The sequence below is a fragment of the Microbacterium pygmaeum genome, from assembly GCF_900100885.1.
Lineage (GTDB): Bacteria > Actinomycetota > Actinomycetes > Actinomycetales > Microbacteriaceae > Microbacterium > Microbacterium pygmaeum.
Genome location: NZ_LT629692.1, coordinates 1,948,024 through 1,968,526 on the forward strand (window position 1 = coordinate 1,948,024; position 20,503 = coordinate 1,968,526).

The 20,503-nt window shown below is 69.8% G+C and carries 19 protein-coding genes; 4 read left to right on the forward strand and 15 right to left on the reverse strand.

Annotated features, from left to right (window positions below; translation table 11 throughout):
• Both BLT19_RS09195 and BLT19_RS09200 read right to left on the reverse strand, forming a co-directional pair.
• The gene (locus BLT19_RS09195) at positions 1–579 is read right to left on the reverse strand and encodes a uridine kinase family protein (protein ID WP_091489023.1); all 579 of its coding nucleotides are present in this window, start codon (positions 577–579) and stop codon (positions 1–3) included.
• Positions 580–645: 66 nt separating this feature from the next.
• Positions 646–1,512: an alpha/beta fold hydrolase gene (locus tag BLT19_RS09200; protein WP_091493629.1), complete on the reverse strand. Its 867-nt coding sequence runs from the start codon at positions 1,510–1,512 to the stop codon at positions 646–648.
• 85 nt (positions 1,513–1,597) lie between these two features.
• Between BLT19_RS09200 and BLT19_RS09205 the strand changes: the two genes are divergently transcribed.
• From BLT19_RS09205 to BLT19_RS09215, 3 genes are read left to right on the forward strand one after another with little or no spacing between them, the layout of a single operon-like run.
• On the forward strand, positions 1,598–2,014 hold the full coding sequence (locus BLT19_RS09205) for a DoxX family protein (protein WP_172825614.1): 417 nt from the start codon (positions 1,598–1,600) through the stop codon (positions 2,012–2,014).
• A gap of 47 nt (positions 2,015–2,061) precedes the next feature.
• Positions 2,062–3,588 carry an ATP-dependent DNA ligase gene (locus tag BLT19_RS09210; protein ID WP_091493633.1) on the forward strand — a complete coding sequence of 509 codons (1,527 nt, stop codon included), beginning with the start codon at positions 2,062–2,064 and terminating at the stop codon, positions 3,586–3,588.
• Positions 3,585–4,295, forward strand: coding sequence for an NAD-dependent deacylase (locus BLT19_RS09215; RefSeq protein ID WP_091489030.1), 711 nt, complete (start codon positions 3,585–3,587; stop codon positions 4,293–4,295). The genes BLT19_RS09210 and BLT19_RS09215 overlap by 4 nt, the downstream gene beginning before the upstream one ends.
• On the opposite strand, the gene BLT19_RS09220 is transcribed toward BLT19_RS09215, so the two are convergent.
• The 13 genes from BLT19_RS09220 to BLT19_RS17980 form a co-directional block, all read right to left on the reverse strand.
• Positions 4,273–5,421: a class I SAM-dependent methyltransferase gene (locus BLT19_RS09220; RefSeq protein ID WP_197672947.1), complete on the reverse strand. Its 1,149-nt coding sequence runs from the start codon at positions 5,419–5,421 to the stop codon at positions 4,273–4,275. The two genes, BLT19_RS09215 and BLT19_RS09220, sit on opposite strands and share 23 nt — an antisense overlap.
• 103 nt (positions 5,422–5,524) lie before the next feature.
• Positions 5,525–6,793, reverse strand: a complete 1,269-nt coding sequence (locus BLT19_RS09225) for a sugar ABC transporter permease (RefSeq protein WP_231917581.1) — start codon at positions 6,791–6,793, stop codon at positions 5,525–5,527.
• Complete coding sequence (locus tag BLT19_RS09230) at positions 6,790–7,593, reverse strand: ATP-binding cassette domain-containing protein (protein ID WP_091489036.1); 804 nt, start codon at positions 7,591–7,593, stop codon at positions 6,790–6,792. Before BLT19_RS09230 ends, BLT19_RS09225 begins: the two co-directional genes overlap by 4 nt.
• Positions 7,594–7,684: 91 nt before the next feature.
• Positions 7,685–8,743, reverse strand: a complete 1,059-nt coding sequence (locus BLT19_RS09235; RefSeq protein ID WP_231917583.1) for a sugar ABC transporter substrate-binding protein — start codon at positions 8,741–8,743, stop codon at positions 7,685–7,687.
• Between the two features lie 354 nt (positions 8,744–9,097).
• A complete protein-coding gene (locus BLT19_RS09240) occupies positions 9,098–10,255 on the reverse strand; it encodes a sugar ABC transporter permease (RefSeq protein WP_091493642.1) in 1,158 nt (385 codons plus the stop codon).
• Between the two features lie 95 nt (positions 10,256–10,350).
• A complete protein-coding gene (locus BLT19_RS09245; protein ID WP_231917585.1) occupies positions 10,351–11,235 on the reverse strand; it encodes an ATP-binding cassette domain-containing protein in 885 nt (294 codons plus the stop codon).
• A 30-nt stretch (positions 11,236–11,265) separates the two neighbouring features.
• Positions 11,266–12,312, reverse strand: coding sequence for a sugar ABC transporter substrate-binding protein (locus tag BLT19_RS09250; RefSeq protein ID WP_091489042.1), 1,047 nt, complete (start codon positions 12,310–12,312; stop codon positions 11,266–11,268).
• Entirely contained in the window at positions 12,309–13,496 is a 1,188-nt protein-coding gene (locus tag BLT19_RS09255; protein ID WP_172825615.1) for an ROK family transcriptional regulator, read from the reverse strand. Before BLT19_RS09255 ends, BLT19_RS09250 begins: the two co-directional genes overlap by 4 nt.
• Before the next feature lie 56 nt (positions 13,497–13,552).
• On the reverse strand, positions 13,553–14,770 hold the full coding sequence (locus BLT19_RS18270; RefSeq protein ID WP_091489044.1) for an NYN domain-containing protein: 1,218 nt from the start codon (positions 14,768–14,770) through the stop codon (positions 13,553–13,555).
• A gap of 27 nt (positions 14,771–14,797) precedes the next feature.
• Positions 14,798–15,781: a Gfo/Idh/MocA family protein gene (locus tag BLT19_RS09265; RefSeq protein ID WP_091489047.1), complete on the reverse strand. Its 984-nt coding sequence runs from the start codon at positions 15,779–15,781 to the stop codon at positions 14,798–14,800.
• The gene (locus tag BLT19_RS09270; protein ID WP_231917586.1) at positions 15,778–16,836 is read right to left on the reverse strand and encodes an LLM class flavin-dependent oxidoreductase; all 1,059 of its coding nucleotides are present in this window, start codon (positions 16,834–16,836) and stop codon (positions 15,778–15,780) included. Before BLT19_RS09270 ends, BLT19_RS09265 begins: the two co-directional genes overlap by 4 nt.
• Complete coding sequence (locus tag BLT19_RS09275) at positions 16,833–18,161, reverse strand: O-acetylhomoserine aminocarboxypropyltransferase/cysteine synthase family protein (protein WP_231917587.1); 1,329 nt, start codon at positions 18,159–18,161, stop codon at positions 16,833–16,835. Before BLT19_RS09275 ends, BLT19_RS09270 begins: the two co-directional genes overlap by 4 nt.
• A complete protein-coding gene (locus tag BLT19_RS17980) occupies positions 18,158–18,859 on the reverse strand; it encodes an alpha/beta fold hydrolase (protein ID WP_231917588.1) in 702 nt (233 codons plus the stop codon). The genes BLT19_RS09275 and BLT19_RS17980 overlap by 4 nt, the downstream gene beginning before the upstream one ends.
• Before the next feature lie 123 nt (positions 18,860–18,982).
• Between BLT19_RS17980 and BLT19_RS09280 the strand changes: the two genes are divergently transcribed.
• Positions 18,983–20,503 (forward strand): ABC transporter substrate-binding protein, encoded by a 1,521-nt coding sequence (locus tag BLT19_RS09280; protein ID WP_091489052.1) that lies wholly within the window; start codon positions 18,983–18,985, stop codon positions 20,501–20,503.

Here is a 20,503-nt window from a genome sequence, read left to right on the forward strand (position 1 = left end):
CTAGCGGCGTGGTCCGTCGGGGTGCGAGCTCCGGTCGACTCGGATGTCCGCGCGCGCTCTGGTGCCGTCCGCGGCGAAGAACTCGTCCTCGCGCTGCAGGTATCGCTCCCACAGCTCGCGGTGCGATTCGCCATCTCGCGCGACGCCGCGTTCGAGTCGATCGGATGCCGCGGCGTGCACCCATACGCGGCATGCCAGCGTGCCGGTGATGGCCGCACGCGTCGCTCCCACACCCTCGATGATGACGACCGGAGCCCAGCGGAGCTCTTTCCACCCCGCCAGTCCCTCGCCGAACTCGTCCTCGATCCAATCGCGTACTCGATAGCGGATGCTCCGTCCCTCCAGCAGCGGCGTGATGACGTCGGTCTCGAAGCGGGGCCACCATGTGGTGAAGCTCACCCATGAGAAGAAGTCATCGATCTCGATGACCGGCCAGCCGTACCGATCCGACAGCTGCCGCGCCAGCGTGGACTTCCCCGAACCCGCCGGCCCGTCGATGCCCACCAGGCGGACGCCCGGCACCGCGGCGGCCAACGTGCGGGTGTGGATCTCGTGCAGCAGCGGGTCGGGGGCAGGCATCCAGCCAGGGTCTCACGAGCGTCGCGGGGCCGCCTTCGGCGCGGGGCGACAAGCGCCCGCCGCCGCCTACGGCCGGGCCAGCACCTCGCGCAGCTTCGCAGCGAACGCCTCCGGCTGGCCGGCGTAGCCGAATTCGCCGCCCATGAAGCCGCCGTGGTGGCTGGGGAAGACGGTCGCCTGCTGGCCGAGCCGCTCGGCCAGGGCGATCGCTGTCCGACCGGTGTACACCTTCACCGACTCCTCACCGACGGCGACCACGATGCGCGTCGGCGCCGCCTTCAACGCCTCGATGTCCGGTTCGTAGTGCACGACCGCCCAGGACCTGTCCGACAGCAGCGGGTCGTCCCGTGAGCCGTCGTCCTCGGTCGGCATCCCGAACGCGGCTGGGTCCGGCGCCGGTTGGGCGAAGTACTCGTCCGTGACCTCGCCCTCCCACGCGGTCATGGCGATGAAGGCGGCCATGCCGGCTCCCCAGCCCTTGTCGCGGTAGACCTGGGTGTAGGCATTCCGCGCCTGCTGCACGGCATCCGCATCCGGCAGCACCCCGTCGATCGGGGGCTCGTGAGCGACCAGGGTCGCCACGTCGTCCGGGTGCGCGGTGACCAGGGCGAGGGCGGTCACCGCGCCGCCGCTGCTGGCCAGCATCTCCACCGGACCGGCGCCGAGCGCCTCGATGATCGCATGGACGTCCTCGGCCTGGATTCCCGGCTCGTTCGTCACGCCGCCGTCCTTGCGCGCGCTTCTCCCCAGGCCGCGCGGGTCGTACGTCACAACGGTGCGATCCGGGAACAGCGCGACCTGGGCGTGGAATCCGCTCGCGTCCATCGGCTGGCCGATCATCATCAGCGGCGGTCGCCCGTCCGCGGTCGGCAGCGGTCCGTGGACGTCGTAGACCAGATCGACGTCCGGGAGATTCAGGGTGTGGTGCGCCATGGGTGCCTCCTCCTCGACGAGCGTGCTCACCGGATCGTACGACGCGGCGTCCCCGGGCGCCACGTCGAGCAGGCAGACTGGCCGGATGACGGCATCGGCAATCCCCTCCTCCACGCCCGCCCGCACGATCGCCCGATGGCTACTCGGCGGTGCGATGGTCTTCGCCGGGCTCTCGCACCTGTTCTGGGCGCGGAAGGAATTCCAAGCGCAGGTGCCCGACTGGACGGGCAGAGTGATGGACAAGGACGGTGTCGTGGTCGCCTCGGGCGTCGTCGAGATCATGCTCGGTGCCGCGCTGGTCGCCCTGCCGCGCGAGCTCAGCCGAGTCGGGGCGATCCTCGCCGCCTTCTACGTCGCGATCTTCCCGGGCAACATCGAGCAGTACACGAAGGGCAAGAAGGGCTTCGGGCTCGACGACGGTCGGTCGCGACTGATCCGCCTGTTCTTCCAGCCCGTCCTCGTGGTCGGCGCGCTGTGGAGCACCCGCACCCCGAAGCCCTGACCGTCAAGAGCCCGCCCTCTGTCGGCGGCGGGTGGCAGACTGCGGGCATGCTGATCCACGATCTCGTCGTCACCACTGATGCGGTCGCGGCGACCTCGTCTCGGCTGGCGAAGGTCGACTCGCTCGCCGAGCTTCTGGGTCGCCTCGAGCCCGACGAGGTCTCGCCGGCGATGGGCTTCCTGATCGCGCGGCCCCGGCAGGGCAGGATCGGCGTCGGCTGGCGAGGAGTGCGCGCGTTCGAGGGGTCTCACGCGGATGCCTCGACCCTCACGATCCTCGATGTCGACGCGAGCCTGCAGCTGCTGGCGGAGGCCTCGGGCGCCGGCTCGACGGGTGCTCGGACCTCAGAGCTGGCGGGCCTCGCGGCGAGGGCCACCGCCGAGGAATGGGACTTCCTCTCGCGGGTGATCCTCGGCGAGTTGCGCACCGGCGCACTCGAGGGCGTGCTCCTCGACGCCGTCGCGAAGGCGTCCGGGGCGAGCGGGCCGGTCGTCCGCCGGGCAGCGATGCTCTCGGGCGACCTCGGCGAGACAGCGCAGATCGCGCTCCACGGCGAGCCCGGCGCGCTCGAGGAGGTCGGACTCGTGGTCGGCCGTCCGGTGCTGCCGATGCTCGCCAGCACCGCGGGGTCGGCGGCGGAGGCGCTCGCGCTGGCCGGCGCCGGTGCCGCGTCGGTCGAATACAAGCTCGACGGCGCGCGGATCCAGGTGCACCGGCTCGGCGACGATGTGCGCGTGTACACCCGCAATCTCGCGGACATCACCTCGCGGGTGCCCGAGATCGTCGCGGCGACGCGCTCACTGCCGGTCCGCGACGTCATCCTCGACGGTGAGACGCTCTCGCTGGACGAAGACGGCGGCCCGCGCCCCTTCCAGGACACCATGGCGCGATTCGGCTCGGAGTCGGTCACCGCGACGGTCCTGCGACCCTGGTTCTTCGACCTGCTGCACCTGGACGGCCGCGACCTGATCGATGAGCCTCTCGAGGTCCGTCTGGGCGAACTCGAGCGGATCGCGGCGGACTGGCGCGTCCCGGGCATCGTCACCTCCGACCCGGACGCGGCCGAACGCCTGTCGAAAGAGGCGCTCGAAGCCGGTCACGAGGGTGTGGTCGTCAAGGCGCTCGACTCCGTCTACGCCGCGGGCCGCCGCGGCAAGACGTGGGTGAAGGTCAAACCCGTGCTCACCTACGATCTCGTGGTGCTGGCCGCGGAGTGGGGGTCCGGTCGACGGAGCGGCCTGCTGTCGAACCTGCACCTGGGCGCCCTCGATCCCGATGGTGAGTTCGGCGAGCCCGGCGGCTACGTCATGGTCGGCAAGACGTTCAAGGGGCTCACCGATCAGCTGCTGCGCTGGCAGACCGAGCATTTTCCGACGATCGAGGTCTCGCGAAGCGCGTATGCGGTGCACCTGCAGCCGGTGACGGTCGTGGAAATCGCCATCGACGGCGTCCAGCGCTCGACGAGGTACCCCGGTGGCGTCGCCCTGCGCTTCGCCAGGGTGAAGGCGTACCGGCCCGACAAGCGGCCCGAGGAGGCCGACACGATCCAGACGCTTCGCGGTCTGCTGAGGTGAGCGCGCCGCGCATCGTCGTGCTCACCGGCGCGGGCATCTCGGCGGAGAGCGGGGTGGCCACCTTCCGCGACTCCGGCGGACTGTGGGAGGGGAACCGTGTGGAGGATGTGGCGACGCCCGAGGGGTTCGACCGCGACCCCGACCTGGTGATCGGCTTCTACGATGCGAGACGACGGGCCGTGGCATCCGCTCGTCCGAACGCCGCGCATCTCGCGCTCGCCCGTCTGGAGGGCGCCGTGGGGGATCGCCTTCTGGTGGTCACCCAGAACGTCGACGACCTGCACGAGCGCGCGGGCAGCGAGCGGCTCGTGCACATGCACGGCGAGTTGCACAGCGCGCTGTGCACCACATGCGGCGTTCGGAGGAGGTGCGACGCCGAGCTCGCCGGTCGTCCACCGTGCCCGGTGTGCGGGCATCGCACGCTGCGACCCGATGTCGTGTGGTTCGGCGAGATGCCGTACGGTCTCGATCGCATCGAGCAGGCGGTCCTGGCCTGTGACGTCTTCGTCTCGATCGGCACGTCCGGGGCGGTCTACCCCGCAGCGGGGTACGTGGCCCTCGCCGCCGCGTTCGGCGCGCGCACCGTCGAGCTCAATCTCGAGCCGAGCGATGCCGCAGTCCCGTTCGACGACGCACGCACCGGCCCCGCGACCGTCCTCGTGCCGGCGTGGGTGGACGAGATGCTCAGCGCTTCGTCGAAACGGTGACGGTGAACTTCGCGCTGCGGGCGATCTGGCGCGTGGGGCCGACCAGTCGCTCGAGTCGCGGCCGATACTGCAGCGCCGAGTTCCAGACCGTCCACAGCTCACCGCCGGAGCGAAGCACGCGGCCGGCATCGGCGAACAGCGGATCCGCGACACCGGCGATCGGCACCGCCGCGCCGGAGTGGAACGGCGGGTTGAGCGCGATCAGCTGCGCGCTGTCATCGGCACGCCCGCCCAGGGCGAGGTCGCGCACGATCGTGATCCGGTCCGCCAGGCCGTTGGCCGCAGCGGTCTCGCGGGCCGAGGCGACCGCCACCGCCGACCGATCGGTCGCCAGGATGGGAAGGGAGGGATGCTGCAGCGCCAGCCACACCGCCACGACGCCCGTGCCGCAGGCGAGGTCGATGACATCGCCCGCCGCGCCGTCGAGCTCGGCCGGACCGTGCGCGGCGAGCTGCTCGAGCAGGAACCGCGTGCCGATGTCGATGCCGGTGCCCGCGAAGGCGCCGCCGAAGGCGCGGACCGCGATCGGCGCATCCAGCCCTGGTGCCGGCTGGTCCGCGGCCCGGACGAGGGGGGCGGCACCCCCGAGCGGTGCGCGGGCGATCAGTACGCGGGACTTCTGGCGGGCGTGCGAGATGTCGAGGGTGCCGAAGTGGCGCCGCAGCACGTCGTTCATGCCGAGCGTCATGTGCTTGAGCCGGCCGCCGGCGAACACGACCACCGCCGGGTCGGCGTGGGCGGCGATCGCCCCCGCGATGTCTTCGAGCGCGTCCAGTGCGCGCGGCAGACGCAGCAGCACCACCGTTGCCCCGGCCAGGAGCGGCTCGTCCAGCGGGAGGGACCGGAACCCCGTCAACCCGGCCTCGGCTGCGTTGGCTTCGAGGGCACGCTCGCCCGCGAGCGAGTCCTGGTGCGTCCGGATACCGGTGGCCCCGGCATCCGCTGCTCCGAGCGTCAGCGCGCCGTACTCGTCTCCGATCACGACGATCGTGCCTGCAGCGGCCTGCGCGCGGGCCTCGGCCGACTCGTCCAGGATCAGCCGGTCGGCGGCGTCGGAGGCGAGCAGTTCGGGCGCTTCGAGGTCGGGCCGGCGGCGGAGGGCATCGGGGGAATAGGTCGAGGGCACCTGGACAGTCTGGTGCACGTGCCTGCGCGCTCCCCGCACGTCGCCCCGCACGGACGCGGCGCCGAGGCCTGAAGGTCCCGGCGCCGCGTTCGAGTTTGCGTCGCTACGTTCTGGATGTCCCGCCGGAGCGGAGCCTCGAGAGCGCGTCCACCGTCGCGGCGAGGATCAGCACGCCGCCGGTGACCAGCAGGTTGATGCCGGCCGGGAGGTTGAGCAGACCGAGGCCGTTCGTGATGACCGCGATCACCAGCGCGCCGATCGCGGCGTGCATCAGGCGACCGCGTCCACCGAAGAGGCTGACGCCGCCGACGACGGCCGCGGCAACACCGGAGAGCACGATGTCTCGGCCGACCGTGGCATCCACGGATCCGACACGCGCGACGCTGAACAGCATCGCCGCCACCGCGAGCGAGGAGCAGATCACGAAGGCCCACCACTTGATCCAGCGCACCTTGACGCCGGAGCGTCGAGCGGCCTCGGCGTTGCCGCCGATCGCGTAGATGTACCGGCCGAACTTCGTGCGGTCCAGCACGAACGTGCCGAGCCAAAGGATCACGAGCACGACCGGGACGATGATCGGCACGCCTGACACCTCGTTGACCGACTGTCCGCGGTTCTGATTCAGCACGAACACGAACGCCCCGCCCAGTACCGCGATGACCGCGAGCTTGATGAACACGAGTGAGATCGCGCGGTTCGGCACTCCTGCCCGGGTGCGGCGGGCTCGGTCCCAGAAGGAGGTACCGGCAGACACCGCGAGGATGACGACGAGCATGACCCATCCGGCCCAGACGGGCAGGTTGCCGTTCTGCAGCGCGATCAGCTCGGGAACCTCGACGCGGAAGAGGCCACCCGGGCCGATGACGACGAGTGCGAGCCCCTGGTAGCCGAGGAAGAGGCCCAGCGTGACCACGAACGACGGGATGCCGATCCTTGCGACGAAGAAGCCGATGAGCGCTCCGGTGAGGAACCCGAACCCGAATCCCACCAGCAGCGCGATCGGCCAGGGGATGTTGAACTGCGAGGCGAGCACCACGAACAGAGCCATGCCCACGCCGCCGGTGACGCCCGCGGACAGATCGATCTCGCCGAGGAGGAGCACGAAGACCAGCGCCATGCCCAGCACGACGAGCGGGGCAGCCTGGTTGAGCAGGTTCGCGAAGTTGCGCTCGGTCAGGAAGAACGGGCTGAGCAGCGTGAACAGGCCACCGAGCACGATCAGCCCGCCGACTGCGGGGAGCACGCCCATGTCGCCGCCGCGGACCCGTGACCACCAGGCTGCGATCTGGTCGCTCAGGCCGCCCTCGACACCGCTGCCGATCATGTCGCTGGCAACGGGGCTCGGTGACGCCTCAGTCGTTGTGCCGCTCACTCTGCGCCTCCCGTAGTGATCGTGGTGGTGCCGATCAGTTCGACTCCCATGGTCTTGGTGCCGGTGATGTAGCCCACGACGTCGTCGCGCGTGGTGTCGGCGACGTCGATCTGCGCCACCATCTGGCCGAGATACAGGACGGCGATGTCGTCGGCCACCTCGAAGACGTCTGCGAGGTTGTGACTGATGAGGACGACCGCCACGCCCTGCTCGGAGAGCCGCTTGACCAGGTTCAGGACCTGCTCGGTCTGGGCGACGCCGAGGGCGGCTGTCGGCTCGTCGAGGATCACGACGCGTGCCTTCTTGAGCACGGCGCGCGCGATCGCCACGGTCTGACGCTGGCCGCCGGAGAGGGACGAGACCTTCTGACGCACCGACTTCACGGTGCGCACCGAGAGCGAGCGCAGAGTGTCGGAGGCGTCCTTCTCCATCCGACCCTCGTCGAAGGTGCCCAGCGTGAGTTCCTCACGGCCGAGGAACATGTTCTGGACGATGTCGAGGTTGTCGCACAGCGCGAGGTCCTGGTAGACGACCTCGATGCCGAGCGCGGCCGCGTCGCGCGGCGCGTTCAGGTCACGGTGCACACCGTCGATGAGCACCTCGCCCTCGTCATACGGCTGCACGCCGGCGAGGCCCTTGATGAGCGTGGACTTTCCGGCGCCGTTGTCGCCCACGAGGGCGGTGACCTTGCCGGGGTAAACCTTCAGGTCGACGCCCTTGAGGACGCTGACGGGACCGAAGGACTTCTTCACACCGACCAGTTGGATGATCGGGTCTTGCGCAGTGGTCGTGTCTGACATGCTCGCTTCCTTGCGATTCGGTGGATGCGCGGGCAGGACGCCGCACCGTTGCCGGCGCGGCGTCCTGCTTCGTCGAATGCGTGGCGGGTAGCTAGGGAGCTACGACGCCGAACTCCTCGCACGCGGCCATGACGTCGGGGGTGCAGACGTCGTCGTAGGCGGCGTCACCTGCGGCGACGACGTCCTTGACCTTGTCCTGACCGACCAGCACCGGGGTGACCTGGATGTACGGCGTGCCGTCGTCCAGTTCCGCGTCGGCCGAGACCTCGTCGCCGCTCAGCAGCGCGATGGCCACGTCCACGGCGGCGGATGCCTCATCCTTGACCGGCTTGTAGACCGTGGCGGTCTGCCAGCCGAGCAGGATGTTCTGCAGGCCCGCGACGTTCGCGTCCTGACCCGAGACCGCAACGCCCGTGAGGTTGTTGTCCTGCAGGACCTTGATGACGCCGGCTGCGTTGGTGTCGTTCGCGACCCAGACGCCGTCGACCTTGCCGCCGAGCGAGGTCAGTGCCTGCTCGAAGTTGGTCTGCGACTTGGCCTGGTCCCAGACTCCCGGGGGCTCTGCCGCGGCCTTGACTCCGGCATCCTCCATGACCTGCACAGCGCCGTCGTGGAACATGGCGGCGTTGCCGTCGGTCGGGTCTCCGCCCATGTAGACGACCGTTGCCGTTGCGGGGTCCTTGCCTGCGGCCTCCAAGCCGTCCAGCACGGTCTGGCCCTCGAGCTCGCCGACCTTCACGTTGTCGAAGGAGACGTAGTAGTCCGCCCCGGAGAACGGGCGGTCGTACGCGATCACGGGGATGCCCTCCGCCTTCGCCTTGGCGGCTACGGATTCCGCAGCGCCCTGGTAGTCGACGAGCAGCATGACGCCGCAGCCCTGCGTGAGCTGCGCGTCGGCCAGCGTGCCGTACTTGGCCACATCGCCCTGCGCGTTCTGGATGTCGACCTCGAAGCCGGCGCCCTCGAGACCCTCCTGGAGGTACTTGCGGTCGAAGTTCTCCCAGCGGGGGGAGGATGCCGCGTCGGGCAGGATCACGCATGCGCGACCGGCGGAATCGCCGCCCGCGTCGCCGCCCTCAGTGGGGGTTCCGCCGCTGGAGCCGGAACATCCGGCCAGCAGCAACGCGGCAGCGCCTGCGAGGGCTGCCACGGGAAGGAGTGAAGACTTCTTCATCATTCGCCTTTCATCGTTGAATGTGCGACGTCCAGGAATGCCTGGCGGGTTCGCTTGAAGAAATCCTCATCCGAACGATCCTTGGCGTCAAGTCTTGAACGTAACGCTTTGGCAACGCGGGCGCTCTGGATCTGCGACGGTCGTTACACCGTGCCCGTGATGACAGAATACTGACCGATATGCTCCGAAATCTGACCGAAGTCGAGCATGAAGATGAGGTTTCAGGCCGAATGCTGAAAGCCGACCAATCGCTAGAATTTTGGACCTGAACGCATCTTCGGCGTGTCGCCGAGCTCATCGAATGGATTCGATGAAATGCGGACGTCCAAGTCAGGCCCTCCCGGCCGCCGTTCGAGTCCGCCGGGAGAGTGAATCCACGATCACGGCGAGCACCAGGACCACCCCGGTGATCATGAAACGCACCGACGAGTCGAGGTTCAGCAGCGTCAGCCCGGACGAGATGGACTGGATGACGACGATGCCCAGCAGCGCCGCGAACGCCGTGCCGCGGCCGCCGAACAGGCTCGCGCCGCCGATGACCGCGGCGGCGATCGCGTTGAGGTTCGTATCGCCCACGCCGGAGCTCTGGTTCGCCGCGCCCAAGCGGGCGGCAGCGAGTATCCCGCCGACCGCCGCGAGGCTGGAGCAGAGCGCGAACACCGAGATGTAGACGCGGTCGACCCGGATGCCGGCACGCCGAGCGGCCTCTTCGGATCCGCCGACGGCGTAGACCGATCGCCCCCATCGGGTGCGCGTGAGGAGGAAGTTCGCCACGACGACGAGTGCGAGGAAGAACAGGAACATCACCCCGACGCCGCGCGAGAGGTTGAGGTACCAGACGGCCAGAAGCAGGAAGGCCAGCATCGCACCCGCCCGCAGTCCGATCTCGGTGTAGCTCTGGCTGATCAGGTCGGCCGCGGACCGTCGCTGCGCGCGCCGGATGCGCGACCACGTGTATGCGGCCACCGCCAGCGCAACCACGAGGTACGAGGCCCAGGCAGGCAGGAACAGGTGCTGAGCGAAGGTGACGATCCACGAATCGGGAAGGTTGATCGACCCGCTGCTGCCCAGCACCCACAGCTGCAGACCCAGGAAGCCGAGGAGTCCGGCGAGGGTGATCACGAAGCTCGGAACGCCGAAGCGCGTGTAGAGGAAGCCGTAGAGGATGCCGGCCAGGCATCCGATCCCGATCGCGGCGATCAGCGCGAACGCGAGATTCCACTGGAGCTGGACGAAGGTGACCGCCAGCACCGCCCCAGCGAGCCCGGACACCGACCCGACCGACAGATCGATCTCGCCGACCAGCAGCACCAGCACGACGCCCAGCGCGATCGTGCCGATCGCGGCGCACTGCATCGTCAGGTCGACGAGGTTGCGGCTGGAGAGGAAGACCGGGTTGAGAATCTGGAACACCGTCCAGATGAGCGCGAGTCCGATGATCACCGGCAGTGAGCCCAGGTCGCCGCCGCGGATGCGCGTGAGCACCATCGTGAACCAGCGGCTCACCCCGATGCGATCGAGGAACCCGTCGCCGGCGGGCACCACGATCGTCGTCGTGGTGCTGGGATCCCTCCGCTCCGCGTTCACGGCCGGCCGTCGTGGGGGAGGTCGCGCATCCGGCGGGGTCCGGAACCGGGCAGGGCGGTGATCAACGCATCCGACGCGGCGGGCGGGGCGGGCTTGGCGTTCTCGGCCGCTCGACGGGTGACCGCGTTGTCGGTCGCGCCCGTGATCGCGGCGATCAGGGTCGCGCTGGTGACTTCGGCGACGTTGTAGACGCCGTTGTTGCGGCCCAGGCGCAGGACGACCACGCGGTCGGCGACGGCCATCACGTCCGCCATGTTGTGGCTGATCAGCACCACGCCGTGGCCGCGCTCACGAAGTCGCTCGATCAGGTTCAGCACCTCGGCGGTCTGGGCGACACCCAGTGCGGCGGTGGGCTCGTCGAGGATGACCACCCGCGGGTCGCCGATCAGCGAGCGGGCGATCGCGACGGTCTGCCGCTGCCCGCCGGAGAGGGAGGCCACCGGGATGCGCACGGAGGAGATCTTCGCGGACAGCTCGCGCAGCAGCGACCAGGTGCGCTGCTCCATGTCGACCTCGTCCAGCCGCGTCCCCTCGACCAGCTCACGGCCGAGCCACAGGTTGGCGACCACGTCGAGGTTGTCGCACAGTGCGAGATCCTGGAACACGGTGGCGATGCCCAGCCGCTGCGCGTCGGCGGGGCTCGTGATCTCCACGTCCTCCCCGTCGTATTCGATCGTGCCGGTGTCGGGGGAGTGCACGCCGGAGAGCAGTTTGACCAGGGTCGATTTCCCGGCGCCGTTGTCGCCGACCAGGGCCACCACTTCGCCTTCGTTGACCCAGAAGTCCACATCCGTGAGGGCCCTGACGGCGCCGAACCGCTTGCCCACGCCGCGTACCGTCAGGACCCGTTCGCGGGCGCGCCCGACGCGGGGTCCGGTCACCGGCATCGTTGCGCTTCCATCCGCAGAAGGCTAACCGATTCCGGCGGCAGCGCACGCCTCGGCGTAGTTGGGCGTGCAGATGTCCGCCACCGTCCAGAAACCGTCTGCGATCACGGTCTCCATCACGTTGTCGGCGGTCACGGCGACCGGGTCCAACAGCGTGGCCGGGATGCCGTCGACCTCCATCGGGGCCGTGACGCCCTCGCCGTTCAGCAGCGCCACGGCGACCTCGGCGGCCAGTTCCGCCTGCTGTCGGAGCGCCTTGTACACGGTCATGTACTGTTCGCCCGCGATGATCCGCTGGATCGCAGAGAGCTCCGCGTCCTGGCCGGTGACCAGGGGCAAAGGCGAGACCTCGGCCGCCTTGAAGGCGGAGATCGCACCGCTGGCAGTGCCGTCATTGGCGGCGTAGACGCCGTCGATCTGGTCGCCGTACTGGCTGATCTGACCTGCGGTCCACGCCTGCGCCTTGTCGGGGCTCCAATCGGGCGTGTCGTACTCGGCGAGGATGCGCACGTCGCTGGTGGCCAGCACACTGCGGGCGCCCTCACTGAAGGAGGACGCGTTGCTGTCGGTGGGAGATCCGTTCACCATGAGGATGCCGGGGTCAGACGCCCCGGTGGCATCCAGCGCCTCGACCAGCGCGGTGGCCTGCAGGACGCCCACCTCCTCGTTGTCGAAGGACACGTAGTAGGCGATGTCGCCGCCGGCGATGAGGCGGTCGTAGGAGATGACCGGCACGTCGGCCGCGTTGGCGGACGCGACGATGCTGACCGCCGCCTTCCCGTCCACCGGGTCGAGCACCAGCACGCCCGCCCCGTTGGCCAGGGCCGACTCGGCTTGCTGCTGCTGCTTGGCGGCGTCCTGATCGGCGTTGGCGTAGAGCACGTCGTAGTCGCCGAGCTCGGCGACCCGCTCCTCGAAGACCGGACGATCGAATGTCTCGTAGCGGGCGGTCTTCGCGTCGGGCAGGAGCAGCGCGATCGTGCCTCCGCTCGCGGCCGGCGCGGAGCACCCTGTCAACGAGACGAGGACGAGCGTGGCCGCGGCGAGCGCGGCCGGGATGCGCGCGTTCACGCCGAGAACGGCAGGGCTTCGGCGTCGACCGTCACATGGTCGAGCGCGATCGCGATCGCCCCGCGGGTCTCGGCCCAGTCGCCGAAGGACGCGCCGACGATCTCGGGCAGGCCGCCCGCGGCGGCCAGGGCGCTGCGGTCCAGCGAGTGGCGCATCGGCGCCATCAGGATCTCGCCCGCCTGCGCCAGTTCGCCCCCGACCACGATGAGCTCGGGGTCGAAGAGGTTGCACAGGCTGGCGGCGGCGATGCCGATGTGCCGCCCCGCGTCGGCGATGACCCGGCGCGAACTGCCGTCCCCGGCCTCGGCTGCCTGGATGAGATCGCCGAGGCGCTGCATCCCATCGCTCGGTGGGAACAGCGAGAGCAGCGCCGGCCCACCGGCGTACGTCTCGAGGCAGCCGCGGTTGCTGCATCGGCAGATCGGGCCGTTCTCGTCGATGGTGACGTGACCGATCTGCCCCGCTTTGCCGTTCACGCCGCGGAACAGGTCGCCGCCCACGACGATCCCGGCGCTGATCGTGTGGCCGACGCGGATGAACACCGACGAGGAGACGGAACGCGCGCTGCCCTCACGGGCCTCGGCGAGCCCACCCAGGTTCGCTTCGCTGTCGACGAAGACAGGCCGGCCGATGCGCTCGGTGAGACTCTCGGCGACATCCACCCCCTCCCACCCGCGCAGCAGCCCGGGCGTGGAGACCATGCCGGTGCGGGCATCGATGGATGCCGGCAGTGCGAGGCCGACGGCCAGCAGATCTCCCACCGAACCGCCGAGCGATTCCATCATGTCGTTGAGCAGGATGCTCAGGCGGTCCAGCTCGGCGTCGTGACGGTGATCCAGCGGCAGGGGGAGCGAGGTCTGGCTCACCACCGTGCGCGTCGCGTCGGCGATGGAGATGTGCAGCTGACGGGAACTGAAGTGCACGCCGGCGACGAGACCGAGCTGGCGGGCGAGGGAGACCAGTGTGGCGCGACGTCCGCTGCGCGAGGTGATCGAGGTGTGCAGCAGGCCCGATGCGGTGAGCTCTTTGACGATGTTGGACACCGTCGCGGGTGACAGCCCGGTACTGCCGGCGAGCTCGACCTGGGTGAGGCGACCGTGGCGCTTGAGCGATTCGACCAGGCGCGCGCGGTTGGCCTCCCGCAGGGAGGACTGCGAGCCCGGGGGGGCGTTCAGGCGAGCCACGAGCGTCACTTTACAGGGCAACCCCCGATCGGGGCAGGTATCGGACGGAGCGGAGGCTACTGATCACGCAGGCGCACGAGCCGTTCGTGGCCGGTCTCCTCGAGTTCGGCGATCGCGTCGCGCGCCTTCACGAAGTCGTTGAACGACCGGTAGCCCAGTGCCTTCTCGCTGAAGGACGGGTCCATCCGTCGCATGTGGCCCTTGACCGTGGAACTGTGCAGCCACTCGCTGTCGTCGTTCTTGTCGTGGCCGAGCCGCAGCGCCCGTTCCAGGAGCCGGGTGGCCGTCTCCTGCGGGTCTTCGGCCGGCTCCTCCGGGGCGAGCACCGGCTCGGGGGGCGCGGAGACCGACGTCTGCGGGGTGATGATCGTCCCGCCCGCGACGGTCTGGGAGGTCGCGCGCCGGTTCGTGCGCCGCGGCGGGGTGGCGGGACCGAGGGCATCCAGCAGCGACGCTTCGACGTCGGCGGGAGCGGATGCGGCGGCGGGAGGAGCCTCGACGGCCGGCGCGTCCGGTGTCGCCTCCGTGCTCACGTCGGCCGCGGCATCCTTCGCAGGACTCTTGCCCGCGCCGCGGCGGCTGCGCGTCTTCGATGCGGGCGCGTCGGCGGGCGGCTCCGCCGCCGGCTCGGCTGACGGTGCCGGCGCGTCCTTCGGCTTGGCGGCGCGGGAGCGCGACGCGGGGGCCACGGCGGCGGCGCGGGCGACACGGGGGACGCCGGGCAGCGAGTCGTACGCCTCGAACTCGTCGCAGGCGGCGGCCAGCGACTTCGCGGTGGACCCGGCGACCCCGACGCCGACGACGTATCGGCCCAGCCGCTTGCAGCGCTGCGCCAGCGGCACGTAGTCCGAGTCTCCGGCGACGATGACGACGTGGGTGAGGTCGGGCAGGCGGAACATGTCCTCGACCGCGTCTACGGCCAGGCGGATGTCGGCGCCGTTCTTGGCGTACGCCGCCGCGGGGAACAGCTGCACGAGATCGACCGCGCGAGCCACGAGCTGGCTGCGGTAGACGGCGTTCACCGGCGAGGACCAGTCGGCGTAGGCGCGCGTGAGCACGAGGGTGCCGAAGGATGCCGCGTAGTCGATGATCGCGCCGACGTCGATCGTCGCGGCGCTCAGGCGCTCCGCGATCTCGGGATCGTCGGGGGTCTCCGCGATGCGCTGACGGTCGCGTCCGTACGAGTTCCGGCCGTGCACCCGGTCGTACCAGGAGATGACGATGTTGTCGAAGTCGAGATAGACGGCGACGCGGGAATCCTGGGAATCGGGCATCCACCCAGTGTGACAGCCCGGGCGAGCTCAGCGCTCGCCGGGGTAGACGACGCCGATCTGCCGGCGGATCTCATCGAGCGTCCCCAGGATCGCCACGGACTCCTCGATGGGCAGGATGTCGCCGGCGAAGTTCCCCTCGGCGACCAGCCGCTCAGCGGCGAACGCCTGATACTGCATGCCCCGGCCGGTGATGTCGGATCGGTATTCCTCGAGAACCGTGCCATCGGGGGCGATGACCCGGAAGGAGGTCGGCGTGTACCAGACCCGGTCGACGTCCAGCCGGGCCTCGGTGCCGACGATGGACGCGGTGTTCGGACCCACCGCGCGCGAGCTGGAGAATGTCGTGGCCAGCGCGCCACTGGCATACGTGAAGATCGTCGCAACGTCGGCGTCCGTCTGCGTGGACTGCAGACGTGCTGCGGCCTGGATCGTCGCCGGCGCCCCCAGCACGTCCCAGGTGAACGAGACCGGATAGATGCCGAGGTCCAGCAGCGCCCCGCCGCCAAGCTCGAGGGCGTTGAGGCGATGCGCGGGGTCGTCGGTGATCTTCTGCGTGTGATCTGCGGTCACCAGGCGGATCTCGCCCAGGGTGCCCTCGGCGAGGATCTCGCGGATGCGGATCATGTGGGGCAGGTAGCGCGTCCACATCGCCTCCATGGCGAGGAGCCCCTCGCGGGCGGCGAGGTCGCGGATCTGCGCGGCCTCGCCCTCGTTCAGCGTGAGCGGCTTCTCGATGAGGACGTGCCTGCCGTGTTCGAGCAGCAGGGTCGCCGCCTCGACGTGCTGAGGATGCGGCGTCGCGACGTAGACGATGTCGACGTCGGGGTCGGCGGCGAGGTCCTCGTACGAGCCGTGGGCACGGGGGATCGCGAATTCGGCGGCGAACGCATCGGCCGACTCCTGCGTCCGCGAGCCCACTGCGACAAGTTCGATGCCCGCGTCGCGCAGGTCGGTGGCGAAGGTGTGGGCGATGTGGCCCGTGGCGAGGATGCCCCAGCGAAGTCCGGTCATCCTCGAATCGTAGCGAGCGATCGCTGCGGCACGAGTGGGAACAGCTCAGCGGCGATGCGCTCCAGTTCGTCCTTGAGGGGCGAGGACTGGATCAGCAGCAGCGTGATCCCGGCGTCCGCGTAGGCATGGATCTTCTCGGCCACCTGCTCGGCCGTCCCCACGAGCTCGGGGCGGAGTCCCCGCGTCCCGACGGAGTACTCGCGGCGTGTCAGCTCCAGCGACAGCTTCGAGTTGCGCTGGAACTCCTCGAACGAGGCATAGCCCGGCGAATCCGGGTCGACCGTCGTGATGCGCTCCAACTCTCGGCGGGCTTCGGCCTCGGTGTCCCGGACGATCACGTAGGCCGGCATTCCGAACTCCGCGAGCGGTCGGCCGTGGATCCGCTCGGAGCGGCTGTTCATGTCGGCCACGTTGGCGCGGACTTCCTCGAGGGTGCCGCCGTGCATGACGTAGGCATCGCCGAATCGGGCGATCGACTCGCGGCCCGCGTCACTCTCACCGCCGGCGAACACCACCGGCGGCACCGACGGCTTCGGCTCGACGATCGTCCCCTCCAGCTGGTAATGGGTGCCGGTGAAGTCGAAGGGCGTATGCGTCCACAGGCCCCGGAGGACCTGGACGAACTCCTCGGCCTGCACGTAGCGTTCGTCGTGGGTCGTGAAGGCGCCGCCGAACTGCCTGGCCTCCTCAGCCCACCATGCGGCGACGACGTTGAGCGCGACGCGGCCCGCAGCGACCGAGTCCAGCGTCGAGACGGTCTTGGCGAGCACCGCGGGAAGGTGGAAGCCGGGCCGGACCGCCGTCATCACGCGCAGACGATCGGTGACGGCGAGGATCGCCGCGGACAGCGACCATGCCTCCAGGCTCGGCGCATCCACCCCCTTGCGGTCGTTGAGGTACAGCTCTGGCACGAGGGTCGTGTGGAAGCCGAGCCGGTCCGCCGCGACCGACACGTCGCGGATGTTCTCCCAGGTCGCGGCCATCCCCTCCTCGCGACCGACGTTGCGGAGGAACCCGCCGTAGACGGGGGTCCAGTAGCCGAGGTCGATGCTCATGCGGAACGCTCCAGTGCGGCACGCAGGTCCGCGATGATGTCGTCCGGGTCTTCCAGACCGATCGACAGACGGACGGTGGTCGGCGTGATGTGCGCCGCGGCGAACTGCTCGTCGCTCAGGTGGCTGTGCGTCATCGACGCGGGGTGGGCCACGAGGGAGCGCGCGTCGCCGATGTTCGCCACGAGCCCTACCACCTCGAGCGCGTCGATGAAGGTCTCGACGCTGGCCCAGTCCGCCTCCGCGTCGCCGGTCGCGTCGAGATCGAACGCGAACACCGACGGGCCGCCTCGCGGCAGGTAGCGTTCGGCGAGCGGGTTCCACGGGGAGGCGGTCAGAGCGGGGTGGTGCACCCGGTTCACGCGGGGGTGTCCCTCCAGCGCGCGGGCGACCGCCAGCGCGGAGGCGCTGTGACGGGCGATGCGCAGATCGAGCGTCTCGATCCCCTGCAGCAGCTGGAAGGCGTTGAACGGCGACAGCGACGGACCGAGGTCGTGCACGTACTTCGACTTGATCAGGGCGATGAAGGCCTGTCCCTGTGCGCCGAAGCGATCCCAGAGGACGACATCGGCGACGCGGCTGTATGGCCGGGTCAGCTGCGGCCATCGGTCGGGGTCCGCACCGAAGTCGAAGGTGCCGAGGTCCACCACGACGCCGCCCATCGACGTGCCGTGACCACCGAGGAACTTGGTCGCCGAGTGGACCACGAAGTCCGCGCCGTGTTCTACCGGGCGGATCAGTGCGGGCGTCGCAACGGTGTTGTCGATGACGAGCGGCACGCCGGCGGCGTGCGCGATGTCGGCCACGGCGCGAATGTCGAGCACCTGAGCGATCGGGTTCGTGATGGACTCTGCGAACAGCACGCGGGTCTGCGGGCGGATGGCGTTGCGCCACGCCTCGAGGTCGTCCTGATCGACGAAGGTCACTTCGATGCCCCAGTCGGCGAAGGTGTCCTGGAGGAGATCGACGGTGCCGCCGTACAGCTGCCGGGCGGCGACGATGTGCTCACCCTGGCGGGCCAGCGCCAGAAGGGTCACCGCGACGGCCGCTTGGCCCGAGGCGACCGCTGCGGCGGTGCGGCCGCCCTCGAGCGCGGCGACCCGTTCCTCCAGTACGAGCTGGGTGGGGCTGGCGCTGCGGCTGTAGAGGTTGCCCGCCTTGCGCAGCGCGAAGATGTCGCGCGCGTCGGCGAGAGAGTCGAACCGGTAGGCGGTGGTCTGGTAGATCGGAGGCACCGCGGTGTTCTGCACGACGCCGGGACTGTAGCCCGCGTGCACCTGGCTCGTGGCTGCGCGCTGGCGCGGTGTCCCGGCGAGTTCGTCGGTCACGCTGCGACCTCTCGCGTGATGACGGCACCGGCGCGCAGGTCTTCCAGCCAGAGCACGATGCGTGCCGCGACGCTGCGATGGCTCGTGTCGTTGAGCGCATCGTGCAGGCCGCCGACGGTCTCGACGATCTGCAGGTGCGGCAGCGCGCCGAGATACCGGACGGCATCGGCGAACGGCGACACGCTGTCGGCGGTGCCATGCACGGCGAGCACGGGAACCTCGATCGAGGCGAGCTGCGCCGCGGTCGCAGGCGCGATCGCGACGTCGCGCGACGACCGGGCGGAGCCCTCGCCGAGCACACCGAGGTGGACCGGGCATGCGGTGCGTGCAGCGGGTTCGGCCGCGGATTCACCCTGCAGCGGCGTCCCCGCCACCACGGCCCCGTCAGCGGTGGCAGCAGCTGCGAGGGCGGCGAGGACGGCCAGGGAACCGGCATCCGATCCGATCAGGACGCGCGGCGCGACCTCCTGCTCGGACAGCCACGCCGTCGCGTGCGCAGCATCGGCCGCTTCGAAGACGCCGACCACATAGCCGTCCGCACTGATCCGCCTGCCGAACCGCTCATACACCCGGGGTGTCTCTGCCGCACCGGCCACAACGGCCACGGTGCCGCGGACGCGAACGGGGGCGGGCGGTTCCCACAGACCAGGGGCGGGGATCCCGGCGACGTCCGCGGGAGCTGGCGCAGCATTGTTCATGACGATCATCTTGACCGGCGCGAGAGCGGCATCCCCGGCCGTGTGTCGAACTGTTGCACCCCGTGACCGCGCGCGTCATCTGCGGTTGTCGGTGTCGGCACCGCCCTCCTAGCGTCCTGACCCATGACTCATCGACCACGACTCGCCGCCCTTGCGGTGCTCTCCGTCGCCGCGCTCGCCCTCGCAGGCTGCTCCTCGAGCGGCGCTTCGCCCGCCGACGATCCTTCGGGCGGCGAGACGTCCCTCACCTGGGGTTGGGCGCTCCCGACAAGCTGGGATCCGGTGACTTCCGTGGCCGGCTGGGACACCCACGCGCTGGCCCTCGTGTACGACGGACTGACCCAGCTGGATCCGGAGGGCGACGTGGTCCCGGGCCTCGCCGAGTCGTGGGAGTACGACCCGACCGGCACCCGGGTGACCTTCACCCTGCGCGAGGACCTCACCTTCGCGGACGGGACACCGATCGACGCCGCAGCGGTCAAGGCGAATCTCGAGCGTGGTCGCGATCAGGCCGACTCGACCCTCGCCGGACAGCTCGGGATCATCACCGGCGTCGAGGTGGTGGATGACCGCAACGTCACCGTCGTCCTCGACCAGGCCGACTACCAGGTGCCGTACCTGTTCGCGGGCAAGACCGGCTTCATCGTCAATCCGGCGGCCTTCGATGACGTCGCGGCCCTCGCGACCCAGCCGGAAGGATCCGGTCCGTTCGAGCTGGTCGAGTACGTCCCGAACGCGCACGCCGATCTGATCAAGAGCGACACCTACTGGAACGCCGACCACATCCTCATCGACGACTTCCACATCGTTCCGGTCACCGACCCGGCGACCGTCGTCGCCGGAGTGCAGACGGGGCAGTGGGATGTCGCCCTCGTGCCACCCTCGCAGGTGGACGCGGCTGAGTCCGCCGGACTGGATGTCGAACGGATCAAGGCGCTGACGGTTCGCACGATCGATGTCAACAACACGGTGGCGCCGTTCGACGACCCGCTGGTGCTGCAGGCGATCAGCTCCGCGACGGACCGTGAGGCGCTGGTCAAAGGGGCCTACTTCGGTCAGGGCACCCCGAACTATCAGCCGTTCCCGGAGGGCTATTCCGCCTACAACCCGGAGCTGGAGAACCTGTACCCGCACGACGTCGAAGAGGCAAAGCGCCTCCTCGCCGAAGCGGGCCACCCTGACGGGATCGACATCGAGCTGGGTATCGGCGAAGCGGACAGCGCGATCGCCGAAGTGCTCCAGGCCCAGTGGGCGGAGGCGGGCATCCGCGCCACGCTCACGGTGCTGCCGCCCAACGCCAACAACTACATCAACCGCACGTACCCGTTCGTGCTCGACAGCTACTCGGGACGTCAGTCGCCGCTCCAGGCCCTCGAGGTGCTCTACGGGCCCGAGGGGCTGATGAACCTCGGGCGCAACACCCCGGATGCCCTGGTCGCCGCGATCGACGAGGCCCGCGCAACGCCCACCGATGCCGCGGACTACGAGGAGAAGCTGCAGGCGGCCGTCGGAGTCGCGGTCAAGAGCATGCCCAACACGTTCCTGTTCACGTGGCCGCGCATCCTCGTACACCCCGCAGGCGTACAGGGCATCCAGCACTGGATCGACGTGCAGCGCTGGGAAGACGTCACGGTCGAGGGCTGA